Annotated in this window: 21 protein-coding genes; 7 read left to right on the top strand and 14 right to left on the bottom strand. The window is 68.1% G+C overall.

Features of this window, described 5'->3' with window-relative positions; genetic code table 11:
- Positions 1-127 precede the first annotated feature (127 nt).
- The 4 genes from O0J15_RS16045 to O0J15_RS16030 form a co-directional block, all read right to left on the bottom strand.
- Positions 128-1,027, bottom strand: a complete 900-nt coding sequence (locus O0J15_RS16045) for an SPOR domain-containing protein (protein WP_308305937.1) — start codon at positions 1,025-1,027, stop codon at positions 128-130.
- A 21-nt stretch (positions 1,028-1,048) separates the two neighbouring features.
- The gene (argS, locus tag O0J15_RS16040) at positions 1,049-2,737 is read right to left on the bottom strand and encodes an arginine--tRNA ligase (protein ID WP_134735231.1); all 1,689 of its coding nucleotides are present in this window, start codon (positions 2,735-2,737) and stop codon (positions 1,049-1,051) included.
- A gap of 114 nt (positions 2,738-2,851) precedes the next feature.
- Entirely contained in the window at positions 2,852-3,556 is a 705-nt protein-coding gene (gene radC, locus O0J15_RS16035) for a DNA repair protein RadC (protein ID WP_058981915.1), read from the bottom strand.
- Positions 3,557-3,626: 70 nt separating this feature from the next.
- Entirely contained in the window at positions 3,627-4,253 is a 627-nt protein-coding gene (locus O0J15_RS16030) for a response regulator transcription factor (RefSeq protein ID WP_308305936.1), read from the bottom strand.
- 228 nt (positions 4,254-4,481) lie between these two features.
- Between O0J15_RS16030 and coaBC the strand changes: the two genes are divergently transcribed.
- From coaBC to O0J15_RS16015, 3 genes are read left to right on the top strand one after another with little or no spacing between them, the layout of a single operon-like run.
- Positions 4,482-5,744, top strand: a complete 1,263-nt coding sequence (coaBC, locus tag O0J15_RS16025; protein ID WP_111097663.1) for a bifunctional phosphopantothenoylcysteine decarboxylase/phosphopantothenate--cysteine ligase CoaBC — start codon at positions 4,482-4,484, stop codon at positions 5,742-5,744.
- Positions 5,741-6,214, top strand: coding sequence for a dUTP diphosphatase (dut, locus tag O0J15_RS16020; RefSeq protein ID WP_308305935.1), 474 nt, complete (start codon positions 5,741-5,743; stop codon positions 6,212-6,214). Before coaBC ends, dut begins: the two co-directional genes overlap by 4 nt.
- A gap of 12 nt (positions 6,215-6,226) precedes the next feature.
- A complete protein-coding gene (locus O0J15_RS16015) occupies positions 6,227-8,572 on the top strand; it encodes a phosphomannomutase/phosphoglucomutase (RefSeq protein ID WP_308305934.1) in 2,346 nt (781 codons plus the stop codon).
- 49 nt (positions 8,573-8,621) lie between these two features.
- Here O0J15_RS16015 and O0J15_RS16010 read toward each other — a convergent pair whose 3' ends face one another.
- From O0J15_RS16010 to pyrE, 8 genes are all read right to left on the bottom strand, one after another.
- A complete protein-coding gene (locus O0J15_RS16010; RefSeq protein WP_005420506.1) occupies positions 8,622-9,335 on the bottom strand; it encodes a response regulator transcription factor in 714 nt (237 codons plus the stop codon).
- Positions 9,316-11,976, bottom strand: a complete 2,661-nt coding sequence (locus O0J15_RS16005) for a sensor histidine kinase KdpD (protein WP_308305933.1) — start codon at positions 11,974-11,976, stop codon at positions 9,316-9,318. Before O0J15_RS16005 ends, O0J15_RS16010 begins: the two co-directional genes overlap by 20 nt.
- Before the next feature lie 36 nt (positions 11,977-12,012).
- On the bottom strand, positions 12,013-12,663 hold the full coding sequence (gene kdpC, locus O0J15_RS16000) for a potassium-transporting ATPase subunit KdpC (protein WP_308305932.1): 651 nt from the start codon (positions 12,661-12,663) through the stop codon (positions 12,013-12,015).
- A complete protein-coding gene (gene kdpB / locus O0J15_RS15995) occupies positions 12,660-14,717 on the bottom strand; it encodes a potassium-transporting ATPase subunit KdpB (protein WP_308305931.1) in 2,058 nt (685 codons plus the stop codon). Before kdpB ends, kdpC begins: the two co-directional genes overlap by 4 nt.
- Positions 14,718-14,727: 10 nt before the next feature.
- Complete coding sequence (kdpA, locus tag O0J15_RS15990; protein WP_308305930.1) at positions 14,728-16,437, bottom strand: potassium-transporting ATPase subunit KdpA; 1,710 nt, start codon at positions 16,435-16,437, stop codon at positions 14,728-14,730.
- A gap of 12 nt (positions 16,438-16,449) precedes the next feature.
- Complete coding sequence (locus O0J15_RS15985; protein WP_005407770.1) at positions 16,450-16,542, bottom strand: potassium-transporting ATPase subunit F; 93 nt, start codon at positions 16,540-16,542, stop codon at positions 16,450-16,452.
- Between the two features lie 221 nt (positions 16,543-16,763).
- Positions 16,764-17,426, bottom strand: a complete 663-nt coding sequence (locus O0J15_RS15980; RefSeq protein ID WP_155028836.1) for a hypothetical protein — start codon at positions 17,424-17,426, stop codon at positions 16,764-16,766.
- A gap of 18 nt (positions 17,427-17,444) precedes the next feature.
- A complete protein-coding gene (gene pyrE / locus O0J15_RS15975) occupies positions 17,445-18,104 on the bottom strand; it encodes an orotate phosphoribosyltransferase (RefSeq protein ID WP_005420471.1) in 660 nt (219 codons plus the stop codon).
- 162 nt (positions 18,105-18,266) lie between these two features.
- On the opposite strand from pyrE, the gene O0J15_RS15970 reads away from it, so the two are divergent.
- From O0J15_RS15970 to O0J15_RS15960, 3 genes are all read left to right on the top strand, one after another.
- Positions 18,267-19,067: an exodeoxyribonuclease III gene (locus O0J15_RS15970; RefSeq protein ID WP_005420469.1), complete on the top strand. Its 801-nt coding sequence runs from the start codon at positions 18,267-18,269 to the stop codon at positions 19,065-19,067.
- Positions 19,064-20,437 carry an MFS transporter gene (locus O0J15_RS15965; RefSeq protein WP_019661780.1) on the top strand — a complete coding sequence of 458 codons (1,374 nt, stop codon included), beginning with the start codon at positions 19,064-19,066 and terminating at the stop codon, positions 20,435-20,437. Before O0J15_RS15970 ends, O0J15_RS15965 begins: the two co-directional genes overlap by 4 nt.
- 77 nt (positions 20,438-20,514) lie before the next feature.
- Positions 20,515-20,745: a hypothetical protein gene (locus tag O0J15_RS15960; protein WP_005407775.1), complete on the top strand. Its 231-nt coding sequence runs from the start codon at positions 20,515-20,517 to the stop codon at positions 20,743-20,745.
- A gap of 79 nt (positions 20,746-20,824) precedes the next feature.
- Here the strand turns inward: O0J15_RS15960 and O0J15_RS15955 are convergent, their stop codons facing one another.
- A complete protein-coding gene (locus tag O0J15_RS15955; protein ID WP_207049565.1) occupies positions 20,825-21,952 on the bottom strand; it encodes an anhydro-N-acetylmuramic acid kinase in 1,128 nt (375 codons plus the stop codon).
- A 65-nt stretch (positions 21,953-22,017) separates the two neighbouring features.
- On the bottom strand, positions 22,018-23,487 hold the full coding sequence (locus tag O0J15_RS15950; RefSeq protein ID WP_134729584.1) for a peptidoglycan DD-metalloendopeptidase family protein: 1,470 nt from the start codon (positions 23,485-23,487) through the stop codon (positions 22,018-22,020).
- A gap of 167 nt (positions 23,488-23,654) precedes the next feature.
- Between O0J15_RS15950 and tyrS the strand changes: the two genes are divergently transcribed.
- Positions 23,655-24,866, top strand: coding sequence for a tyrosine--tRNA ligase (gene tyrS / locus O0J15_RS15945; RefSeq protein WP_021203122.1), 1,212 nt, complete (start codon positions 23,655-23,657; stop codon positions 24,864-24,866).
- Positions 24,867-25,295: the final 429 nt, after the last annotated feature.

Genomic DNA, 25,295 nt, shown 5'->3' with positions numbered 1-25,295 from the left:
TCGATCCGGCCATGCTGAAGGTGGGTCAAGCCTGCTTCCAGCAGGCTTGACCACGAACATAGGATCTCGACTCTACAGAAACGAAAAAGCCGGGCATTGCCCGGCTTTTTCGTTCACAGCGGCAGGCTTATTGTGCCTTGATCGCCATCGCCTGCAGGCCAGTGCCATCCAGCTTCTGCTTGGCCTCGGACAGTTCGCCGGCGCTCCCATACGGTCCCATACGCACGCGGTACACGGTCTTGCCGTTGATCTGCGCCGATTCCACGCGTGCCGCCAGGCCCATCATCGCCAGCTTGGCCTTGGTCGCCTCGGCATCGCCGGAGGCACCGAACGCACCGGCCTGCAGGATGTAGCGGGCGTTGTCGGCGGCAGCCGGTGCAGCAGCTGCCGGAGTACCGGTCGCTGCCGGTGCGGCTTCCGCACGTGCTGCAGGCGTGGCCGCGGCGTTGCTGATCGACGCCGTTGGGGTGCCGGCTGCAGGCGTTGCCGCCGCCGGGCGTTCGCTCAGCGGTGCCGGCAGCGGACGGCTGGTCGCGGTCACCGGGGCGGTGCTGGCCACGCTGGCCGTGGCTGTGGGTGCTGGCGCCGCGGGCGGCGGAACCGGCTTGCCTTCCAGTGCAGCCTGCGCGCGCTGCGCTTCGGCCCTGGCCCGGCGCTGGTCTTCGGCACGCGCGCTGGCGGCCAGTTCGGCGTCGGACATTTCAACTTCCTTGCCCGGCAGCAGGGTGTAGAAGTCGTACTGGGTCGCGGCCGGCTTTTCCGGCTCGGCCGGCTTCGGCGTAGCCGGCTGTGCGGCCGGCTGGGTGCCGACATCGCTGTCGGCGTCAGCGACCGGGGCCGGTTGCGCGTTCGGGTTCGGCTGCGGTCCGGCGCGAAGGAAGCCATCGCCTTCGCCCTTGAACAGGTTCGGCGCCGCCAGGAACACCACGGCCGCAATCGCCACGCCAGCGACCAGCCACACCCATCCGGGTGTGCCCTGGCTGCTGCTGTTGCGTCGTGCCTGGTTTTTGCCGCGTCGTGCTGCCATGGGTACTGCGTCTCCTGATGCTTACATTTTTTCCGGGGCGCTGACGCCCAGGAGGTCGAGGCCGTTGGCCAGCACCTGGCGGGCAGCGCAGGCCAGGGTCAGCTTGGCGTTGCGATCGGCGGCATCTTCCACCAGTACCGGCGTCCCGTGATACCACGTGTGGAACGCGTGCGCCAATTCACGCAGGTACTGCGCCACCAGATGCGGCTCCAGCGCCACGCCGGCCGCCTCCACCACTTCCGGGTACCGCGAGATCTCGTTCATCAGCAGCAGCGAAGCGTCGTCGGCCAGGCGGCCGAGGTTGGCCAGGCCATCAGCCTGTTCATACACCAGCCCCTTCTCCTGCGCCTGGCGCAGCAGGCTGCAGACGCGGGCATGCGCGTACTGCACGTAGAACACTGGGTTGTCGTTGCTCTGCTGGCGGGCCAGGTCGATGTCGAAGGTCAGCTGCGAATCGGGCTTGCGCGCGATCAGGAACCAGCGGGTGGCATCGCGGCCGGCTTCCTCGATCAGGTCACGCAGGGTGAAGTAGCTGCCGGCACGCTTGGACAGCTTCACTTCCTCGCCGCCACGCATGACGGTGACCATCTGGTGCAGCACGTACTCCGGCCAGCCCTGCGGAATGCCCACTTCCATCGCCTGCAGGCCGGCGCGCACACGCGCCAGCGAGCCGTGGTGGTCGGCACCGAGTTCGGTGATCGCGCGCTCGTAGCCGCGCTGCCACTTGGACAGGTGGTAGGCCACGTCCGGCACGAAGTAGGTGAAGGTGCCGTCGGACTTGCGCATCACGCGGTCCTTGTCGTCACCGAAGTCGGTGCTGCGCAGCCACAGCGCGCCACCTTCTTCATAGGTATGACCCGACGCCTGCAGCTTGGCCACCGCTTCGGCTACCTTGCCGTCGGCGTACAGCGAGCTTTCCAGGAAATAGATGTCGAAGTCGACGCCGAACGCGGCCAGGTCCAGGTTCTGCTCGTTGCGCAGGTAGGCCACGGCGAAGCGGCGGATCGCCTGCATGTCGTCCGGGTCCTTGGCGCCGACCACGGTGCTGCCTTCCAGGTCGACGCTGGCGCCGGCCATGTAGGCGCGTGCGACGTCGGCGATGTACTCACCGCGGTAGCCACCTTCCGGCCAGCCGTCCTGGTCCGGCGCGATGCCCTTGATCCGTGCCTGGGTGGACAGCGCCAGGTTCTCGATCTGCACGCCGGCGTCGTTGTAGTAGAACTCACGCTTGGCGTTCCAGCCGTTGGCATCGAGCACTCGCGCCACGCAGTCGCCAATGGCCGCCGCGCGGCCATGGCCGACATGCAGCGGGCCGGTCGGGTTGGCCGACACGTACTCCACGCCCACCGTGCGGCCATTGCCGGACAGGTTGCGGCCGTAGTCGTGGGCTTCCTTGATGACCGACGCGGCTTCACGCTGGTACGCGGCCGGGGCCAGGTGGAAGTTGATGAAGCCGGGGCCGGCGATCTCGACCTTGCTGACGTCCTCGCTGCGCGGCAGCGCCTCGACCAGCGCCTGCGCCAGTGCGCGCGGATTGCTGCGCGCGGCCTTGGCCAGCAGCATCGCGGCGTTGGTGGCGAAGTCGCCGTGGTCGCGGGTCTTCGGGCGCTCGACCACGAAGTCCGGCGGCAGGGAGTCGGCGGGCAGGGTGCCATTGGCGCGCAAGGCTTCGATGCCTTGGCTGATCAGGGCGCGGAGGAGATTTTTCACGAGGCCTGCTGTGAGAATGAGCGGCGGAATCGCCCATTTTAGCGCATGTACCCGCGCCCACGCTGACCAGAACATGCCTGCGGGGGCGGCCGGTGGCGCCTGAAGGGGGCGCGCTCAGCCGAACAGCCGAGGCTGGGGCGGGGACAGCAGGCCCCGTTCAGCAAATGAAACGGGACGGCCCTCGCCGACCACGAAGTGGTCCAGCAGGCGCACGTCCACCATCGCCAGCGCCTGCTGCAGTTCATCGGTGATGCGGGTATCGGCGCTGGACGGTTCAGGGTCGCCCGAAGGATGGTTGTGGCTGAGGATCACCGCCGCCGCGTTGTGCAGCAGGGCACGCCGGACCACCTCGCGGGGGTAGACCGGCGCGGCGTTGATGGTGCCGTGGAACAGCTCTTCGCAGGCGATCAGGCGGTGGCGGTTGTCCAGGAACAGGGCCATGAAGACCTCGCGGGCCTGGCCACGCAGCCGGTGCTGCAGGTAGCGGCCGACCGCCGCCGGATTGTTGCCAACCGCCTCGCCGTGCTCCAGCTCAGCCGCCAGGTAGCGATGGGCCAGTTCCAGCCCGGCAGCCAGCGTACAGCTGCGCGCCGGACCCAGCCCGGGCAAGCGGGCCAGTTCGCCCGCGGGACGGTCGAGCAGCACCCGCAAGGGGCCATGCGCCTGCAGCAGGTCGCGCGCGGTCTGCACGGCATCACGGCCGCCGAAGCCGGAGCCGAGGAACAGGGCCAGCAGCTCGGCGTCGGAAAGTGCCGTGGGCCCGCGCGCGATCAGCTTCTCGCGAGGGCGTTCCTGTTCGGGCCAGTCATGGATGGGCATGCCTGCATCATCGCCAGCTTCGGCGGCGTCTCCCATCGGGGCTTGCCGCGGGCCCGGGTCGGTCGATACCTCAGTCGCGCCGGGTCTGCAGGTAGTCGAACAGTTCCTGGTTGTTCTGCAGCCCCAGCTTGCGCTTGGCTTCGGCCTTCTGCCGGCTGATGGTCTTCGGGCTGCGCCCACAACGCTTGGCGACTTCGTTCACGTTGAGGCCGATCGCCAGCAGATCCAGCACTTCCTTCTCGCGTGCCGACAGCGGTGCCGGTTCGCGCGGGAACAGCAGGTCGCGGGCCTGCAGGTGATGGCGCAGCTGCTGGGAGACGAATACGTGCCCGGCCAATGCGGCGTTCAGCGCCTGGGGCAGCTCGGCAAAATCGGCGCACTTGTCGACCAGGCCACTGATGCCCTCCCGCAGCAGGCCGTCCAGCAGGCCGGGATGGCGGGCGCCGGTGAGCACCACCACCGGCAGGCCAGGGCGACGCACGCGCAGCGCGTCGATCAGCTCCGGACCGTCCGGGCCGGCACCCGGCATCGACAGGTCGGTCAGGACTGCATCGCAGACGTGGCGGTCCACCAGGTCCAGCAGCTCGGCGCCGTCACGCGCACTGCCGACGATGTCCATCAGGTAGGTCTGCAGCACGATGGCGATGCCATGCAGGACCACGGGATGGTCGTCGGCAATGATGATGCGTGGACGCACGCGGTTCCTCGAAGATCGAACAGGCCACGGCGGGCGGCAGCCAATGCCTGATTCTGCAAAAGCGCAGGCCCCTGGAGGTATAGGAAAGGTCCGAAACCGATACCGGGTGAATGCCGGGTCAATGCAGGCGGGCTCCATCTGCTGATAGCCGCCCGCTATGTGCACCGGGCACCGGGACATTACCGACCTTCGGGTAAGCTAGCGCCCTCGTTTGCACAGGAATTCCAGGTGGCTGACTCCCCCAACGCTTCTCCCGCGCCGGCCCGCGCGCTGGAAGGTCAGAAACTGCTGTTGTGCGTCGGAGGCGGGATCGCGGCCTACAAGGCCTTGGAACTGGTGCGGCGCCTGCGCGACGCCGGTGCCCAGGTGCAGGTGGCGATGACTGCCGGTGCCCAGCAGTTCGTCACTCCGCTCAGCTTCCAGGCGCTGTCCGGGCAGCCGACCCGCACCACGCTGTGGGACAGCGCCGCCGAACAGGCCATGGGCCATATCGAACTGGCGCGCTGGGCCGATCGCATCGTGGTCGCCCCAGGTACCGCCGATCTGCTCGCGCGGCTGGCTCAGGGCCACGCCGATGACCTGGTCAGCACCCTGTGCCTGGCCAGCACCGCGCCGCTGACGATCTGCCCGGCGATGAACCACCGCATGTGGCTGCATCCGGCCACCCAGGCCAACATCGCCCTGCTGCGCCAGCGCGGCGCGCAGGTGATCGGCCCGGTCGACGGTCCGCTGGCCGAAGGCGAATCCGGTCCGGGTCGTCTGGCCGAGCCCGGCGACATCGTCGCCGCGCTGGCGGCCAATGGCAGTGCTGCAGCGGCGGTTGCCGCACCGGAAACCCACGCGCTGCAGGGCCTGCGCCTGCTGATCAGCGCTGGCCCGACCTATGAAGACATCGATCCGGTGCGCTACGTCGGCAACCGCAGCAGCGGCAAGATGGGCTTTGCCCTGGCTGCGGCCGCCGCGACGATGGGCGCCCAGGTCGTGCTGGTCAGCGGCCCGGTGCAGCTGCCGACGCCTCCCGGCGTGCAGCGTGTGGACGTGCGCTCGGCCGCGCAGATGCGTGATGCCGTGCTGAAGTCGTTGCCGGCCGACATCTATATCGGTGCCGCTGCGGTGTCCGACTACACACCGCGCCAGGTTGCACCGCAGAAGCTGAAGAAGACCGCCGAGAGCCAGTCGCTGGTGATCGAGCTGGTGCGCACGCCGGACATCCTGGCCGAAGTTGCCGCGCAGACGCAGTCGCTGAAGCTGGTGGTCGGCTTTGCCGCCGAAACCCACGACGTGGAGAAGTATGCGCGTGGCAAGCTGGTCGACAAGCGCCTTGACCTGGTGATCGCCAACCAGGTCGGCATCAGCGGCGGTGGTTTCGAGAGCGACAACAATGCCGCCACTGCCTTCTGGCAGGACGGTGAACAGGTATTCCCGGCCACCTCCAAGCGCGAGCTGGCCGAACAACTGCTGGCGCTGATCGCGCGGAGACTCCAGGCATGACCCAGGCTTTCACTTCCCAACCCCTGCAGGTCAAGCTGCTCGATCCGCGCTTTGGCGACAGCTGGCCGCTGCCGGCCTACGCCACCGAAGCCAGCGCCGGCATGGACCTGCGCGCGGCGCTGGATACCGCGCTGACCCTGCAGCCGGGCGACACCGCGCTGGTGCCCAGTGGCCTGGCCATCCACATCGGCGACCCGCACCTGTGCGCGGTGATCCTGCCGCGTTCGGGGCTCGGCCACCGCCACGGCATCGTGCTCGGCAATGGCACCGGCCTGATCGACGCCGACTACCAGGGACCGCTGCTGATCAGCGTCTGGAACCGCGGCCGCGAGGCGTTCACCATCGAGCCGGGTGATCGCATCGCGCAGCTGGTGGTGGTGCCGATTGCCCGCGTCAGCCTGCAGGTGGTGGATACTTTCACCGACAGCGTGCGCGGAACGGGTGGATTCGGCCATACCGGGGTGCGTTGACAGGGGACATCGATGAGCGGCATCGGGGAAGGACAGCGGGGATGGTCGTTGGGACGCAGTGCACCACTACTGGGGGTGCTGCTGGTCCTGCTGGCCGGCTGGTTCGGATGGAGCGCGGTGCAGCAATGGCGCCAGGAGGCCAACGGCCAGGCGCTGGAAGCTGCGCGCGACCAGGCTGTGCAGGGCCTGCAGGAGGCCGCCGCCGGCCAGCTGAAGCAGCTGCAGCAGCAGCTGAAGAACGAGCGCGTGCAGCAGGCGCTGCAGGCCGGCGATGCCGCTGCGGCGGCACTCGCGGTCCGCGAGAGCTGGACCGGCGTCGAGCATGCTGAAGTGCTGACCGCCGATCTGGCCAATGCCTACGCCGACCCGGCCACGTTCGGCTATGCCCGCCTGGCGTTGCTGGAAGGAGCGCTTGCCGAGGCCGGCCCCAGCCTGCGCGTGGTCCGCGATGGGGGTGGCAATCGTCTTGGCCTGGCGGCACCGGTGCCGCTGGGCAGCCTGGGCCCGGCAGTGCTCTACGTGCGCCAGCCATTGCTGCGCCTGACCTCGCCGCTGGACCAGGTGAGTGCGCCATCGGCCGGTTTCCTTGGCCTGCGCCAGGGCGCGCATGACCTCGTCGCCCTGGGCGATGCCAGCCTGGCCGAAAGTGCCGAAGTCCTGGCGCGGCCGATCCCGGGTACCCCGTTGCGGCTGGTGGCCGCGGTACCCAATATCGAACCCGGTCCGCTGGGCCTGGGTTCGCTGGCCAGCGCCATCGTTGCGCTGCTGCTGGCGTTCATCGCCGTGCTGCTGGTGGTGGGTCGCGGCCGCCTGCCGAAGACGCTGCCGCTGCCGCGGCGTGCGGCCGTGGCGGAAGCGGATCATGGCCCGACCCTGAGCGAGAGCCTGCAGATGGCGCCGCCGCCGGTGGCCGGGGCCAGCACCACTGAAAGTGCACCGCCGCCCCCGCCGCCGGTTCCGGCCGAGGAACTGGCGGCCGGTATCTTCCGCGCCTACGACATCCGCGGCGTGGTGGGCAGCCAACTGACGCCGAAGACCGCCGCGCTGATCGGCCAGGCCATCGGTACCGTGGCACTGGAGCAGGGCCTGCGCGAGGTGGTGATCGGTCGCGATGGCCGCCTGTCCGGCCCGGAACTGGCCGCAGGATTGGCCGAGGGCCTGCGCCGCGCCGGTTGTGCGGTGATCGACATCGGTCTGGCGCCGACTCCGGTGGTGTACTACGCCGCCTTCCACCTGCGTACCGGCACCTGCGTGGCGGTGACCGGCAGTCATAACCCGCCCGAGTACAACGGTTTCAAGGTTGTCATCGGCGGCGAGACGCTGTCCGGCGATGCCATCACCGATCTCTACGCGCGCATCGTCGAGGGCCGCCTGGTACAGGCTGCGGAGCCGGGCGATTACCAGCAGCGCGATGTCAGTGCCGACTACATCCAGCGCATCGCCGACGACGTGCAGCTGGACCGTCCGCTGAAGGTCGTGGCCGATGCCGGCAACGGCGTGGCCGGCGCACTGGCACCGCAACTGCTGGAAGCCATCGGTGCTGAAGTCATTCCGCTGTACTGCGATGTCGACGGTACCTTCCCCAACCATCATCCCGACCCGAGCGAACCGGCCAACCTGGAAGACCTGGTGCAGACGGTCAAGCGCTTCGGGGCCGACCTCGGCGTCGCCTTCGATGGCGATGGCGACCGGTTGGGCGTGGTCAGTGCTGACGGCAAAATCATCTATGCCGACCGCCTGCTGATGCTGTTCGCCGCCGACGTGCTGATGCGCAACCCCGGCGCGATGGTGATCTACGACGTGAAGTGCACCGGAAAGCTGTCCGACCACGTGCTGCGCAATGGTGGCAGCCCGCTGATGTGGAAGACCGGGCATTCGCTGATGAAGGCGAAGATGCGCGAGACCGATGCCGAACTGGCTGGCGAGATGAGCGGCCACTTCTTCTTCAAGGAGCGCTGGTTCGGTTTCGACGATGGCCTGTATGCGGCGGCGCGCCTACTGGAGATCCTGGCCCAGCGCGAGGAGACCCCGGACGAGGTACTGGGCGAGCTGCCGGAGATGGTGGCCACGCCGGAGCTGAAGGTGCCGGTGGCCGACGGCACGCCGCATGCGCTGGTGGCAATGCTGGTGGCGGCGGCGCAGTCGCCGGACAACCCGTATGTCGGCGGCCGACTGTCGACCATCGACGGCCTGCGCGTGGACTTCCCCGATGGCTGGGGCCTGGTGCGGGCCTCCAACACCACGCCGGTGCTGGTGCTGCGCTTCGAGGGCAACGACGAGGCCGCACTGGAACGCATCCAGGCGCTGTTCCGCAGCCAGCTGCAGCCGGTGCTGGGCGACACCCCGCTGGGGTTCTGACCCCTTTGGAAGCTGCAGCAGAATGGGTAGTGCCGGCCAGCGGCCGGCACTACCCCTTGAACCGCAAACCCACGCCCGGTTCGGTGAACAGGTAGCGCGAATCCAGCGCTGAGTCACCCAGCTTGTGCCGCAGCTTGCCGACCAGGATGCGCAGGTAATGGGTGTCGTGCTGGTGGGTCGGCCCCCAGATCTCCTGCAGGATCTGCGGCTGTGTCACTACCCGCCCGGCATTGCGCAGCAGCAGCGACAGCAGCGCGTATTCCTTGCGGGTCAACGCCACCGGCTCACCCTGCAGGGCGACTTCGCGACGCACCAGGTCCACGTGCAGGTGGCCATCGTCGAACACCGGCGGTGTGCCATCGGTCGGCACGCTGCGCGTGCGCAGCAGCGCCCGCACGCGCGCCATTAGTTCCTGCGTGCCGAACGGCTTGGTCACGTAGTCGTTGGCGCCGGTATCCAGTGCGCGCACCTTCTCGGCTTCGCCGGCGCGCACGGTCAGCATGATCACCGGCACCTGGCTCCACTGGCGCAGCTGTTCCAGGACCTCGTGGCCTTCCATGTCCGGCAGGCCGATGTCCAGGATCACCAGGTCCATGTCCTCGCTGGCGGCCAGCTGCAGGCCTTCCTGGCCGGTGGCGGCCTGCCGCACCTGGTAGCCTTGCGCGCGCAGGCTGATGTCCAGGAACCGGCGGATCTGGGTTTCATCATCGATCACCAGCACGCGTGCGGCCGGCACGCTGGCATCAATCGGGGTCGGGCTCATCGTGGGAGGCTGGCTTGAGCAGGGGCAGGGTGATGCGGATCAGGGTACCGCGACCGTCGCGTCCGGGCAGCGCCTGCACGCTGCCGCCATGTGCGCCGATCATGCCCTGGCAGATGGTCAGGCCCAGGCCGGTGCCGTGGCGGCCTCGGTCACCGCGCTCGACGCTGTAGAACATGTCGAAGATGCGCGCGCGCTCGTCATCGGGAATGCCGGGGCCGGCGTCGATCACGTCGATGCGCAGCTGGCCGTCCAGCTCGCGCGCCTGTACCTGCACGGCGGCGTCGCGCGGCGAGAACTTGGCCGCGTTCTCCATCACGTTGAACACGGCCTGTTCGACCAGCGCCGGGTGCACCCAGATCGGTGCCAGCGTGGCCGGGATGTCCAGCTCCAGCCGCACCTTTGGCTGGTAGCGCTGCAGGCGCCGTGCCGCCGAGCCGATCAGCTCGTCCACGCCGATCCAGTCGCGGTTGATTTTCAGCCCTTCGTGGCCGAGGCGGGTCATGTCCAGCAGGTTCTGGATGTAGCGATCCAGCCGTTCGCCTTCTATCAGTATGGTGTCCAGCAGAGCACGGCGATCGGCCGTATCCATCGCCGCGCCATAGCTGGCCAGGCTGTCGGCCGAACCGATCATCGCCGCCAGCGGCGAGCGCAGGTCGTGCGACACCGAAGAGAGCAGGGCCGAGCGCAGCCGCTCGGTTTCGTTGCTGACATGCGCCTGCTCCAGTTCGGCCACCAGGCGGGTGCGCAATGCGGCCTGCGCGATGTCATCCACCATCGCCTCGGCCAGCTGCCGTTGTTCGGGCAGCAGGCGCGCCTGCGCGCCGGGCAGGTACAGGCCAGCCACGCCGATGGCGCGGTCTTCGCCATCCAGCAGGGGCAGGAACCACCACAGCGCACCGGCCAGGGTGTCGGTGAAGCGGCCGCTGGGCTGGCCGTGGCGCAGGGCCCAGTCGGCGGCGGCCAGATCGGTATCGCCCGGCTGCGAACGGCCACCGGTTGCGGTATCGGTGCCGATCCGCAGCCACGCCGGCACGTCCAGGGCCTGCTCCAGCGCATGGCGGCCCGCCTGTGCCACCTCGCCGTTGCCGGCCGCACTGGCCAGCTGGCGTCCCAGCTGCTGGCGCGCGCGCGCATGGCGGTTGGCCGCACGCAGCGCGATGACCTGCATGCGCAGGCGCGAGGCCAGGCGCCCGGCCACCAGTGCCGCGGCCAGGAACAGGAAAACGGTGATCACGCCCTGGCGTGCACCGATGGCGAAGGTGAAGCGCGGCGCGATGAACAGGAAGTTGTAGGCGAGGAAACACAGGATCGCGGCCATCACCGCCACGCTGGCGCGCGTGCGTGCAGCCACCAGTACCACCGCGACGATGAACACCATCGACAGGTCGGCCATGCCCACCCAGTGTTCGGCCAGCCACGCCACCGCACAGGCCAGCGCGGTAGCGATCAGGGCTTGTGCCGGTTCATGACTGATACCGCGCATTGGCGGCAGCAGGCTCTCGCGGCGCGAGCGTGCGCGTGCCTGCGGCGTGCTGATGATGGTGATCTCGTAATGCGCGCCACGCTGGATCAGCTGCTGGGTCAGGGTGCGGTTGAACATCCGCGCCAGCGGCCGTTCGCGGGTCCGGCCCAGCACCAGGGTCGATACGCCATTGTGCGCGGCATGGTCGAGCAGGGCATCGGCGATGCTCGATCCGTGCAGCAGTTCGGCGTCGCCGCCCAGGCGCCGTGCCAGCGCGAAGGCAGCATCGATCTCGCGCCGGGTCGCCTCGTCCTGGCGTCGCCCTTGCACGGTCACCACCGTCCACGGTGCGTCGCGCCGCTCGGCGATGCGCCTCGCCACGCGCACCAGGTATTCACTCTGGCCGCCGCCATCAATGGCCACCAGCACGCCGCGACGCAGCGGCAGGTTGCTCTCGCCGCGTGCGGCGCGTGCTTCGCGCAGGCTGCTGTCGACGCGGTCGGCAGCTTCCTGCATGGCCAGTTCGCGCAGCGCGGTCAGGTTGGCCGGCGAGAAGAATGCCTGCAGTGCCTGCGCGGCCTGTTCGGGCACATAGACCTTGCCCTGCTGCAGGCGAGCGATCAGTTCGCGCGGCGGCAGATCGACCAGCACGATGTCGTGCAGCCGATCGAGCACGCCATCCGGCACGGTCTCGCTGACGCGCACGCCGGTGATGCGCATCACCACATCGTTGAGGCTTTCCAGATGCTGGATGTTGACCGTGGTCCAGACGTCGATGCCGGCGTCCAGCAGCTCCATCACATCCTGCCAGCGCCGCTCATGGCGGCTGCCCGGTGCATTGCGGTGGGCCAGTTCATCCACCAGCACCAGCGCCGGATGCCGTGCCAGCACGGCATCCAGGTCCATCTCCTGCAGGGTGTGGCCGTGGTAGGCCACTTCCTTCAGCGGCAGCTGCGGCAGGCCCTCCAGCAGGGCCTGGGTGTCGGCGCGGCCATGGGTTTCCACCAGCCCCACCACCAGGTCAACGCCGCGGCGCAGCTGTTCCTGCGCGCGGGTCAGCATGGCGTAGGTCTTGCCCACGCCCGGCGCCGCGCCGAGGAACACGGTCAGCTTGCCGCCGGCTTCGCGTTGCAGGCCTTCGACCAGGGCATCGGCCTGGCGGGTACGCGCATCAGTCATGGGTGCCATTGTGCGCGCAGCCGGTGCAGGCTGGCATCACGGCGCCTTGGCCGCGTGGTCCAGCGCGAAGTTCAGCGTTACCACGTTCACCCGCGGCTGGCCGAACAGGCCCCACTGGCGCCCTTCGGTATGCGCCTGCACCAGTGCCTGCACGCGCTCCACCGGCAGGCCACGGGCACGCGCCACGCGTGCTACCTGCAGCTGCGCCGCCGCCGGCGACAGCTGCGGATCCAGGCCGCCTGCGGACTGGGTGACCAGATCCGCAGGCACCTGCGCCGGCGCGACACCTTCGCGTGCGGCCACCGCCGCAGTGCTGGCCGCAACACGCTCGGCCAGTGCCGGGTTGCTGCGCGCCATGTTGGAACCGGCCGCGGCCATCGGGTCGTAGTTGGCGGCCGACGGGCGCGCCTGGAAGTAGCCGTCACCGGTGAACGGCTGCGACAGCCATGCCGAGCCGCGTACCTGGCCGTTGCCATCGCGCAGCAGGCTGCCCTCGGCCTGGGTCGGGTAGGCCAGGCCGGCGAAACCGGTGGCGATACCGGCGTAGACCGCGCCGGCCAGCAGCAGCGTGGCCAGGCCCAGGCCGATCGCCGGGCGCCAGCTTGCGCCATCCTGCAGGCTGGCCACGCGGGCCTCGGCCTTGGCGTCGCCCGGAAGGGAAGATGAGGTGGAAGCAGAACGGTTCATGCGCCGAATACCAGGACAAGAAGGAGGTCAATCGCCTTGATCGCTGCGAACGGCAGCAGCACGCCGCCGAGGCCGTACACCAGCATGTTCCGGCGCAGCAGCGCGGTGGCGGTGGCCGGACGGAAGCGCACGCCACGCAGGGCGAGCGGGATCAGTGCGGGAATCACCAGGGCGTTGAAGATCAGCGCCGCCAGCACCGCATTGCGGGGGCTCGACAGCTGCATCACGTTCAATGCGGCCATGGTCGGAACGGCCGCGGCAAACAGCGCCGGCAGGATCGCGAAGTACTTGGACACGTCGTTGGCCAGCGAGAAGGTGGTCAGCGCGCCGCGGGTGATCAGCTGCTGCTTGCCCACTTCCACGACCGCCAGCAGCTTGGCCGGGTCTGAATCGAGGTCGACCATGTTGCCGGCCTCCTTCGCCGCCTGCGTGCCGGAGTTCATCGCCAGGCCGATGTCGGCCTGGGCCAGCGCGGGAGCATCGTTGGTGCCATCGCCCACCATCGCCACCAGGCGGCCACCGGCCTGTTCCTGGCGGATGCGTGCCAGCTTGTCTTCCGGCCGCGCTTCGGCGATGTAGTCGTCCACACCGGCCTCGGCAGCGATCGCGGCGGCGGTCAGCGGGTTGTCACCGGTGATCATCACCGTGCGGATGCCCATCGCTCGCAGCTGCGCGAACTTCTCGCGCATGCCGTGCTTGACCACGTCCGACAGCTCGATCACGCCCAGCACGTGGCGACCCTCGGCCACCACCAGCGGGGTGGCGCCGTTGCGTGCCACCTGCTCGACGCGACCGGCCAGCTCGGCGGGCACGTTGCCGCCCAGCACCTGCACGTGGGCACGGATCGCATCGGCGGCACCCTTGCGGATCTGCCGCCCATGTTCCAGGTCGACGCCGGACATCCGGGTCTGGGCAGTAAAGGCCAGGTACTCGGCACGGTCCGGCTCGGCGGTGGCGCAGCCCTGTTCGCGCGCAAGGCGCACGATCGACTTGCCTTCCGGGGTCGGGTCGGCCAGCGAAGACAGCAGCGCCGCTTCACGCAGCTGGCTGGCGTCGATGCCGGCCAGCGGATGGAAATGGCTGGCCTGGCGGTCGCCGTAGGTGATGGTGCCGGTCTTGTCCAGCAGCAGCACATCCACGTCTCCAGCGACTTCCACCGCCTTGCCCGACTTGGCCAGCACGTTGGCGGCCAACGCACGGTTCATGCCGGCGATGCCGATGGCCGGCAGCAGCCCGCCGATGGTGGTCGGGATCAGGCAGACCAGCAGCGCGATCAGCAGCAGCGGATCGACCTTGACGCCGACGGCTGCACCAATGGCCGGCAACGTGGCCACCACCACCAGGAAGGTCAGCGTCATCGCCGCCAGCAGCAGGGTCAGCGCGATCTCGTTGGGGGTCTTCTGGCGGTTGGCACCTTCCACCAGCGCGATCATCCGGTCCAGGAAGCTGTGGCCCGGCTCGGCGGTCACCCGCACGATGATCTGGTCGGACAGCACCTTGGTGCCGCCGATCACGCCGGAACGGTCGGTACCGGCCTCGCGCAGCACCGGCGCGGACTCGCCGGTCACCGCCGCCTCGTTGATGGTGGCCAGGCCCTGCACGATCTCGCCATCGGCCGGCACCAGCTCACCGGCACTGACGATCACATGGTCGCCCGGGCGCAGCTCGGCGGCAGGTACCTGGGTTTCCGCAGCCCCCGGCTGCGGTGCGGCCAGGCGGCGCGCCACCAGGTCCTGGCGCGCGCGGCGCAGCGATGCGGCCTGGCCACGGCCACGTGCTTCGGCCACCGCTTCGGCGAAGTTGCCGAACAGCACGGTCACCAGCAGGATCGCGGTCACCGCCAGGCCAAAGCCCAGCGGCGCATTGCCGGTCAGGGTGACGATCGCGGCAACGATCGTACCGGCCATCACCACCGCCATTACCGGGCTGCGCACCAGGTGCATCGGCGACAGCTTGCGCACCGCCTCGATCAACGCACGGCGCAGGCCGGCGCCATCAAGCAGCGCAGGGCGCGGGGCAAGGGAACTACGGGTGGAACTTGCGTGGGTACTCATCGGGGTGTCCTCAGTGCAGTCCCAGGCTGAGGTGGTCGGCGATCGGGCCGAGTACCAGCGCCGGCATGAACTGCAGCACGGTCAGGATGACGATCACCGAGACCAGGGTCAGGGCGAAGGTCGGGGTTTCGATCTGCAGGCTGCCGGCAGACTCCGGCGCCTGGCGCTTGGCGGCCAGCTGTGCGGCCACCACCAGCGGGATGATCAGCAGCGGGAAGCGGCCCAGCAGCAGCACCAGCGAGCAGCTCAGGTTCCACCACAGCGTGGCGTCGCCCAGCCCCTCGAAGCCCGAGCCGTTGTTGGCGTAGGCCGAGACGTACTCGTAGAACACCTGGCTGATGCCATGGAAGCCCGGGTTGGAGGTAGCGGCCAGCCCGGGCACGGCCAGGGTGATCGCGGTGAACACCAGCAGGGTGATCGGCTGCAGCAACACCAGCAGGGCCAGCAGGCGTACCTGTGGCGTTTCCAGCTTGCGGCCGAACAGTTCCGGCGTACGCCCGGTCATCAACCCGGCCAGGAACACGCCAAGCAGCAGGTACACGATGAACTGCTGCAGGCCACAGCCGATGCCGCCCCAGATCGCGCTGACCAGCATGTTGACCATCGCGATGCCGCCACTCAGCGGCGCCAGCGAGTCATGCATGCCGTTGACCGAGCCGTTGGAAACCTGGGTGGTCACCGCGGCCCACAGCGCCGTGCCGTCGGCGCCGAAGCGCACCTCCTTGCCTTCCATCAGCAGCGGCGTGGCGGCGCTGGCACTGTGCCCTTCACTCCACATCATCGCGCCGGTGGACAGCAGCGACATGCCCAGCATGCAGCTGAACACCAGGGCGCCGAACCGGCGCCGGCCGGTGAACGCACCGATCATGAAGATCACCGCCATCGGCACCAGCAGGATGCCAACGATCTCCAGCGCGTTCGACAGCGGGGTGGGGTTCTCCAGCGGGAAGCTGCTGTTCGGGCCGTACCAGCCGCCACCGTTGGCGCCAAGCTGCTTTGCCGCGACCATCGCTGCCACCGGGCCCAGCGGCAGTTTCTGCTGGGCCATGCCGGCGCTGGCATCGATCGGCGAGGCCTGCGGGCCACCGGCCATCGTCGAGGGCACGCCCTGGCTGGTCAGCAGCAGCGTCCACACCAGGCACAGCGGCAACAGGAAGCGCACGCACAGGCGCACCACATCCACATAGTAGTTGCCCACCGCCACTTGGCGGTCGTCGCCGGCACCGGTGGCCGCCGCAGCCTGCGGCGCGCGCGAGAACAACGCGCGCAGCGTGGCCACCGCCAGCGCCAGGCCCATCATCGGCGTCACCACCTGCAGGCCGGTGATGCCGGTCATCTGCGAGAGGTAGGACAGCTGCGCCTGGCCAGAATAGTGCTGCTGGTTGGTGTTGGTCAGGAACGAGATCATCGTATGCAGCGCGGTGTCCCAGCGCATGTTCGGGATCTGGTCCGGATTCAGCGGCAGCCAGGCCTGGGTCATGAACACCGCCTGGGTCAGTACCGCGACCACCACGTTGCTCAGCACGAAGGCCAGCACGTAGCCGCGCCAGGACATCGAGCGCGATGGATCGACGCCGAACACCCTGTACAGCGGCTTCTCGATCCAGTGGAACAGCACGTCGACCTTCATCGGCGTGCCACGCATCACGCGGGCCAAGTACAGGCCCAGCGGCCACGCCAGCAGCAGGCTGGCGGCAATAATCACAAGCATCTCAGTCATGGCCGGCTCCGCTCAGAACGACTCGGGCCGCAGCACGACATAAAGAAGATAGGCGGCGGCGACCAGCACCAGCACGCCACACAACAACGACAGCCAGGGGGACATTGCAATAGCGTCCTGGTGGAACCCCTCCACCTCAGGCCGCCATCGTCGTCCTGCCGCCCATAAACGCACTACGCGCCGGACCGGGCCGACGCGTAAAGAGTGCATAAATTCCGTGGGCCAAGCCGTAACCAGGCGCCGACTACTGTAGAGCCGAGCCCATGCTCGGCTGCTCTTTCCCAAGGTCACGCGGAGCCGAGCATGGGCTCGGCTCTACAAGCGAATCACGGGGCCTGGCTCGCCGGTGCCACGCCCTTCAGCTCGCGATAGCGCTGGAGGGTGCTTTCAATTTCGGCCTTCAACGCCTGCTGCTGCTGCAGGAACCCGGCCTGCAGGCGCTGCTGCGACTGCAGTTGTACATGCCGCTGGCGGATCGCCTCGGCCTGCTTGTCGGCCACCTTGCCACCGGCCAGTTCGCGGTCACCGGCGGCCGACAGCAGCGCCACCAGCGATTCGCGCAGGCTGGTGACGTTGTACTCGGCTGTCTTCAGGTTGTTGTCCAGCACTTCCTGGCGTTCGGCGAACACCCGGCGCAGGTCGTCCTCGCTGCCATAGGTGGTCAGCATCGCCTGCTCGGTGCGCTGGCGGGTCTGCGCAGCCATCAGGTCCAGCTGCTGCTGCGCGGCCACCGTGCTGGCGGCGGCACGCTCTTCGTCGGTCAACGCGCGCTGGACCTGCGCATTGCGCAGGCCGCTCTTCGCGTTGAACTCTTCGCGGGCGTGATTGACCGCATCGGCCGGCAGCGAATCACTGCAGATCCGCTCCTTGCCCTCGTTCCAGCAGTACAGCTTCTTCTCCACCTTGTCGCCACCCCGCGACTGCGCCGGCAGCGTGAACGGCATGGCCAGCAGCAGGCCGGCAAGGAGAACAGCAGGAACTCGGGACATGACCTTTCCCCTGGTCGGTCAGCGGATCGAACGAACGCCGTACTGGGCCCGGTAGGCTTCCAGCGGCTGACGGTAACCCACAAGTTCCGGGTTGCCGGAGGCGAAATCAAGCAGATCGGCCAGCGATGCCACGGCAATCACCGGAATGCCGGCCTCTTCGGCCACCGACTGCGCCGCCGAACGGCGATCGGTTTCCGAAGCGATCTCTTGGCGGTCAAGCGCCACCACGATGCCGGCCGGGGTGCCACCGGCGGCGCGGATGATGCCCAGCGCTTCGCGGATCGCGGTACCGGCGGTGATCACGTCATCGACGATCAGCACGCGCTTGCCATTCATGTCCGCGCCGATCAGCTGGCCGCCTTCGCCATGGTCCTTGGCTTCCTTGCGGTTGAACGACAGCGGCAGGTCACGGCCACGCTGGGCCAGCTCGCAGGCCATCGCGGTGGCCAGCGGAATGCCCTTGTAGGCCGGGCCGAACACCACGTCGTACTTGATCCCGCTGGCATCGATGGCATCGGCGTAGCAGGCGCCGAGCTGCGACAGCAGCGAGCCGGAGTCGAAACGACCGGCATTGAAGAAATAGGGGCTCAGCCGGCCGGACTTGAGGGTGAACTGGCCGAAGCGCAGGGCATCGGCGGTCAGGGCCAGCTGCAGGAAACGGTGGCGGTGGTCGCTCATCAAAACTCGATTCATCTTCATTTGGAGCACAAATCCTAATCCAGCTGGGCGTTTCGCGCTCGTCCGGACCCGTGTGAAGGGCGTCGCGGCCTGGCCGGGCAGACTGCGCAGCCCCGCGGGCAACCGGTATGCTTGCCCGGTTTCCTGTCGTAGGTCCCTTGCATGCGCATCATCAGTTTCAACGCCAATGGCATCCGTTCCGCCGCGACCAAGGGCTTCCTCGACTGGTTCCGTGCCCAGGACGCCGACGTCCTGTGCATCCAGGAGACCAAGGCCCAGGAAGACCAGCTGACCGACCCGATGTTCCGTCCAGACGGGCACCACTGCTTCTATCGCGACGCCATCACCAAGAAGGGCTACAGCGGCGTGGCGATCTACAGCAAGCGCGAGCCGGATCAGGTCATCACCTCGCTGGGCTGGGCGCCGTTCGACGACGAAGGCCGCTACATCGAGGCGCGCTACGGCAACCTCAGCGTGGTCTCCTTCTACATCCCGTCCGGCAGCTCGGGCGACCTGCGCCAGGGCTTCAAGTTCGAAGTGATGGAATGGCTGCGGCCGATCCTGGAGGAGTGGGCGCGCAGCGGCCGCGACTACGTGCTGTGCGGCGACTGGAACATCGTGCGTTCGGCGCTGGACATCAAGAACTGGAAGTCCAACCAGAAGAATTCCGGCTGCCTGCCGGAGGAGCGCGACTGGCTCAACGCCCTGTGCGCCGACCATGGCCAGGCCACCGATGTCGCCGCCGGCCGTGGCTGGGCCGATGCCTACCGCCTGCTCAACCCCACCGGCGAGGATTACACCTGGTGGAGCAACCGCGGCGCCGCCCGTGCCAACAATGTCGGTTGGCGTATCGACTACCAGTTCATCACCCCGGGCCTGCGCGACAAACTGCGTAGCTGTTCGATCTACCGCGACGAGCGCTTCTCCGACCACGCCCCGTTCACCGTGGACTACGACCTGTGACCGAGGCCGCCAAGCCGCGCCGACCGTGGCAGCAGGTGTTGTCCAACCTGAGCCAGCGCAAGGTGCTGGCGATGCTGCTGCTCGGTTTCAGTTCGGGCCTGCCCATCTATCTGGTGGGCAACACGCTCGGCTTCTGGATGCGCAAGGAAGGCATCGAGCTGAGCACGATCGGTTTCCTGTCATGGGTCGGGTTGGCCTACACCATGAAGTTCCTGTGGGCGCCGATCGTCGACAAGACCGACGTGCCTCTGTTCGGTCGTTTCGGCCGCCGCCGCGGCTGGATGCTGCTGTCGCAGCTGGTCGTGGTGGTGGGGCTGGTCGGCATGGCACTGGTCCAGCCCAAGGGCGGCCAGATCCAGTTCCTGGGTGTCGACTGGCAGCACATCGTCGTATTCGGCGTGATGGCCGTGATCGTGGCGTTTGCTTCGGCCACCCAGGACATCGTCATCGATGCCTGGCGCATCGAAAGCGCTGACAACAGCGAGCAGCTCGGCCTGCTGACCTCATCCTCGGCGCTGGGCTACCGCACTGCCTTGCTGGTCACCGATGCGCTGATCCTGATCATCGCGGCCCGTGTCGGCTGGCAGGTCTCCTACGAGATCATGGCCGTGCTGATGGCGCTTGGCGTGGTGGCCGTGCTCATGGCCCGCGAGCCCGCGCGGGAAGTGGCTGCCGTGCAGGCACAGGCGACCTCGCTGTGGACGCCACGCGGTCTGTTCGACGCCGTGGCCGGGCCGTTCATCGCCTTCGTCCGCGAACACCGCAGCGGCGCGATCCTGATCCTGGTGGCCATCAGCATCTATCGCATGGCCGACTTCGTCATGGGGCCGATGGCCAACCCCTTCTATGTCGATCTCGGCCTGGACGAGGACACCGTGGGCGCCGTGCGTGGCTCGGTGGGCCTGGTCGCGACCTTCGTCGGCATTGCTGCGGCGGGCCTGGTTTCGGTGCGCTGGGGCGTGCTGGCGGCGCTGATGGTGGGCGCCGTGCTGGGGCCGGCCTCCAACCTGGCGTTTGCCTGGCTGGCCTATTCCGGCCCGGACACAACCCATTTCGCCGTGGCCATGGCCATCGACAACTTCGCCAGCGGTTTCGCCGGTACGGCGCTGATCGCCTACATGTCGAGCCTGACCAGCATTGGATACACCGCAACCCAGTACGCGCTGCTGAGCTCGTTCTACGCGATGCCCGGCAAGGCGCTCAAGGGGCTCTCGGGGTGGTCGGTACAGGCGCTCGCACAAGGCCGGACGCTGCTGGAAGGCTACGCGCTGTTCTTCGTCGGTACCGCGCTGGTGGCGATCCCGGTGGTGATCCTGTGCGCCCTGCTGATCCTGCAGCAGCGTCGTCGCCAGGCCGCCAGCTCGACCTGATTGCCTGCCCGTCCGGTCTGCGGGATCATCGCCCCGACGCGCCGAGGGGGCGGTGCCTTGCGAACGGGGAAGCGAGCATGGCCGACGTTGTGCTGCGGGACCTGGACCCGCTGCTGCTGGAACGCATCAAACGCGTCGCGGTCGCCCGCGGCTGGACTCACGAACAGACCTGCGCCGCCTTGCTGGAGCAGGGCCTGTTCAGCAGTGAACTGGAGGTCCGCTCCGGCTTCGGCGATCCCGAAGTGGACGCACTCTCCGACGCCATCGCCGCCCTGCAGGCCCTGCCGGCAGGGCAGGGCTTCGATTAGCGGCCGCGCCGCAATGCTGTAGAGCCGAGCCCACGCGCGGCTGCCCGGTAGATCCACGCCATGCGTATATGGCGCCACCTCACGCCAGGTGGATCGCCCCCAGGATCCGCGGCCCCTTGGCCCCGGTCACGCTCGGCAGGTTGCCGGCCAGTCCCTCCATGGTCCGCTGCGCCAGCCACGCAAAACCCATCGCCTCCACGTATTCCGGGTCCAGCCCGTGTACCGCGCTGGACTCCACCTGCACTCCCGGCAGCCGCGCCGCCAGGCGCGCCATCAGCTGCCGGTTGCGTACCCCGCCGCCACAGACCAGCAGGCGCCGGGTCTGCGGCTGCTGCGCCAGCAGCGCATCGGCCACGGTTGCCACGGTCAGCTCCAGCAGGGTGGCCTGCACATCGGCGGCGGCGTACTGGCCTTCCCCCATGTGCGCCTCGGCCCAGGTCAGGTGGAACTGCTCGCGCCCGGTGCTCTTCGGCGGCGGCAGCGCGAACCACGGGTCCGAACGCCAGCCGGCAAGCAGGCCCTCGTCCACCGCGCCGCTGGCGGCGTAGGCGCCGTCGGCATCAAAGGTGCGGCCGGTATGGCGCTGGCACCAGGCATCCATCAACGCGTTGGCCGGGCCGGTATCGAAGCCACGCACCGCACCTTCGCGCGGGATCAGGGTCAGGTTGGCGATGCCGCCCAGGTTGAGCACCGCGCGGTCCTCATCGGCGGTGCCCAGCATGCCCAGGTGAAAGGCCGGCATCAGCGGTGCGCCATGGCCACCGGCTGCCAGGTCGCGGCGGCGGAAGTCGGACACCGTGGTGATTCCGGTCAGCTCGGCGATGCGGTTGCCGTCGCCCAGCTGCACGGTGAACGCCGGATCGGCCAGCGGGCGGTGGCGCACGGTCTGGCCGTGCGAGCCGATCGCGCGCACCTGGCTGCGGTCCACGCCGGCTTCGGCCAGCAGCTGGTTGGCCGACTCGGCGAAGTTGATCGCGATGCGCGCATCCAGCTCGCCGAGCTCCTCCAGCGAGTCCAGCGGGCCGCCTTCACCCAGCGCCACCAGCCGCGCACGCAGCACCGGCTCCCAGCGGGCGGTCAACCCGTGCACGAAGCGGCAGCCACCGTCGGCGGGAAACTGCACCAGCGCGGCATCGATGCCGTCGGCGCTGGTGCCCGACATCAGGCCAAGGTACAGGGGAGCGTCAGCGTCGGCAGGTGTGTTCATGGCAGGCATAAAAAAAGGACGCGGCAAGCTTGTGCTGCCGCGTCCTTCTTCGTCAACGAAGGGGCTCAGCCGCGCTTGCGGCCGGTTGCCTGCTTGTCCTTGGCGCTGGCAACCTCGGTGGCGGCCTCGTCGCGGCTGGTCGGTGCCGGGCTGGCATCGGCGTAGATCAGCTTCTCCATGCCCTGGATGCGGGCCATCGCCGGCGCGGTCTGCGCGCGGAAGGCGACCAGCTCGGCGCCCTTCAGCGGCTCCGGCGGCGGCATGGTCACGGTCAGCGGGTTGCGGTGCTCGCCGTTGACGCGGAATTCGTAGTGCAGGTGCGGGCCGGTGGCCAGGCCGGTCGAGCCGACGTAGCCGATCACCGTGCCCTGGGCCACGCGCTGGCCGGTCTTGATGTTCGCAAAGCGCGACATGTGCCCGTACAGGGTGGTATGGCCGCGGCCGTGATCGAGGATCACCACGTTGCCATAGCCGCGCTGCACGCCGGCGAACTGCACGCGGGCGTCGCCGGCGGCCATGATCGGGGTGCCGGTGCGCGCGGCGTAGTCCACCCCCTTGTGCATGCGCATCTTGCCCAGCACCGGGTGCTTGCGCGCGCCGAAGGTCGAGCTCAGCCGCGCGAACGGAATCGGCATGCGGATGAAGCTCTTCTTCAACGAACGGCCGTTGATGTCGTAGTACTCGGCCTTGCCGTTGCGGTCGAAACGGAAGCCGGAATAGGTCTTGCCGCCGGTGGTGAAGGTCGCCGCCAGGATCTTGCTGGTGTCCACCTTCTCGCCTTCGCGCCAGGTTTCATCCATCACCACGCTGAAGCGGTCGCCCGGCTGCAGGTCCTTGGAGAAGTCGATGTCGTACTTGAAGATCTCGTCGGTCATCGTCGCGATCGCCGAGGGCGACAGCCCGGCCCGCCGGGCCGCGGCATACAGCGAACTGGTGATCTCGCCGCTGGTGACCACGGTGCGCGTGGAGGTCTCGCGTCGGGTCACCTTCTCCTTGATGTCATCGCCAACCAGGCTCAGTTCCACCCGGTTGTCTGCATCGCGGTCGAAACGGATGCTGCGCAGGTCGCCGGACAGCGGCATGTCGAAGGCTATCTCGGCACCGGGGCGCAGCTTGGTCAGCGCCTCGCGCGCCCCCGGGTGGTCCAGTACCCGGTGCAGGGTGGTGGCCGGAATGCCGGCCTTGTCGAACAGGTCGCTCAGGGTCTGGCCACGCTGCACGCGCAGCACCTGCCAGCTGTCGCCCGGCACCTGCTGGCGGGCCATGGTCAGCGGCGGCAACGGCAGTGCCAGGCTGGTATGGCTGTCGGCAAAGGGGGCGTCGATGGTGTGCGAGAAGCCCGGCACGATCGTCGCCACTAGGGCGCCGATGGTGGCAAACAGGCTGGCATGCACCCAGTGGCGGCGGGTCCAGCGCTCATTGAAGGCCGCGGGAAGGTGTTGCCTGAGCTTCCGATGCAGGGCGTTGTCGTGCAGGACGTGGAGGCGTTCCTGGAAGCGCTGCTTGCGTGCGCGCCCTTGTTCGGAGTTGTGCATCGGCGGTTCTTTCCTTGCAGCCCGGGAGCGCGGGCCTGATCGCCGGTTACCATAGACACCTGATAAAAGCGCGTCAAACCCTTGTGCCCATTGGCTTTTGTGAAGCCAATCGGGTTAACTTTGCTTTAACACCCCACACAAGAATCGGCGTTGCCGGGAGTAGTCACGTGTCCTCGATTGAAGAAGCCCTTGCCCTGATCGGCCGCGGTGCCGACGAGATCCTCAAGCTCGAGGATCTGCGTGCGCGCCTGCAGGAAGGCCGCCCGCTACGGATCAAGGCCGGCTTCGACCCCACCGCCCCCGACCTGCACCTGGGCCATACGGTGCTGCTGAACAAGATGCGCCAGTTCCAGGACCTCGGCCACCAGGTCATTTTCCTGATCGGCGACTTCACCGGCATGATCGGCGACCCTTCCGGCAAGAGCCTGACCCGCAAGCCGCTCAGCCGCGACGATGTGCTGGCCAACGCCCGCACCTACGAGGAGCAGGTCTTCAAGGTGCTGGACCGCAGCCGTACCGAAGTCCGCTTCAACTCGGAGTGGTTCGGCAAGATGGGCGCGGCCGACATGATCCGTCTGGCCGGCCAGCACACCGTGGCGCGCATGCTCGAGCGCGACGATTTCGCCAAGCGCTATGCCGCCCAGCAGTCGATCGCCATCCATGAGTTCCTGTACCCGCTGGTGCAGGGCTACGACTCGGTGGCCCTGGAGGCCGACGTCGAACTCGGCGGCACCGACCAGAAGTTCAACCTGCTGATGGGCCGTGGCCTGCAGGAACACCACGGCCAGAAGCCGCAGGTGGTGCTGACCATGCCGCTGCTGGAAGGCCTGGACGGCGTCAACAAGATGTCCAAGTCGCTGGGCAACTACATTGGCATCAGCGAGCCGGCCATCGACATCGTCACCAAGACAATGAAGGTGGACGACACCCTGATGTGGCGCTGGATCGAGCTGCTGTCCTTCGACATCGGCCAGGCCGAGGCCGTGCAGCTGCGCGAGCAGGTGGCCAATGGCGGCCTGAACCCGCGCGTGGTCAAGCTGCGCCTGGCGCGTGAACTGGCCACCCGCTTCCATGACGCCGCGGCGGCCGAACAGGCGATCGCCGGTTGGGAAGCGGCGGTGACCGGGCAGGGCGACATCACCCAGCTGCCGCTGCAGGAGGTGGCGATTCCGGCCGAGGGCCTGCGCATCGCCGCGTTGCTGACCGCGGCCGGCCTGACTCCGAGCAACTCCGAAGCGAACCGCAAGCTCAAGGAGCGTGCGGTGAAGGTGGATGGCGAAGTGGTCGAAGACGGCCAGCAGGTGCTGCAGCCAGGCTTCGAAGGCCTGCTGCAGGTAGGCAAGCGCACCTTCGCCCGCGTACGCCTGATCGCTGGCTGACATCAAGGAAGGGCCGGCGCCAGCCGGCCCTTCCTTATGCTCTTGTAGAGCCAAGCCCACGCTCGGCTGCTCTTCACGGGTTCCTACCGCAGCGCGGCGCATGAACAGATGCAACATCCGGTGAAAAAAATCGCCACACCCCCTTCACAAATGATGGGAATGGGGACATACTTCTCCTCCCCCGTCGCAGGGGTCGCCACCAAGGGGCTTCAGCGACAACAGGGCGCCCACCACCGCCGAACGAGATGATCGAACGAAGGTGTTGACGGACTGAAAAAGTCTGGCATAATGGGCGGCTCGCTACGAAGGAAACTTCGCAGCACACGGGAACGGCGCTGAGGCCACTTCCCCGGATCTTTGAAAGTATGCGCAGGTATCTTGTGAAGGCGCCTGCAGGAAGGATGATTGTCCATCTTGCAGACGTTTGAT

It is taken from the genome of Stenotrophomonas sp. Sm10, assembly GCF_030985515.1.
GTDB lineage: Bacteria > Pseudomonadota > Gammaproteobacteria > Xanthomonadales > Xanthomonadaceae > Stenotrophomonas > Stenotrophomonas hibiscicola.
The sequence above is the reverse complement of the archived record's forward strand: the minus strand, read 5'-3'. Positions and strand labels throughout refer to the sequence as shown.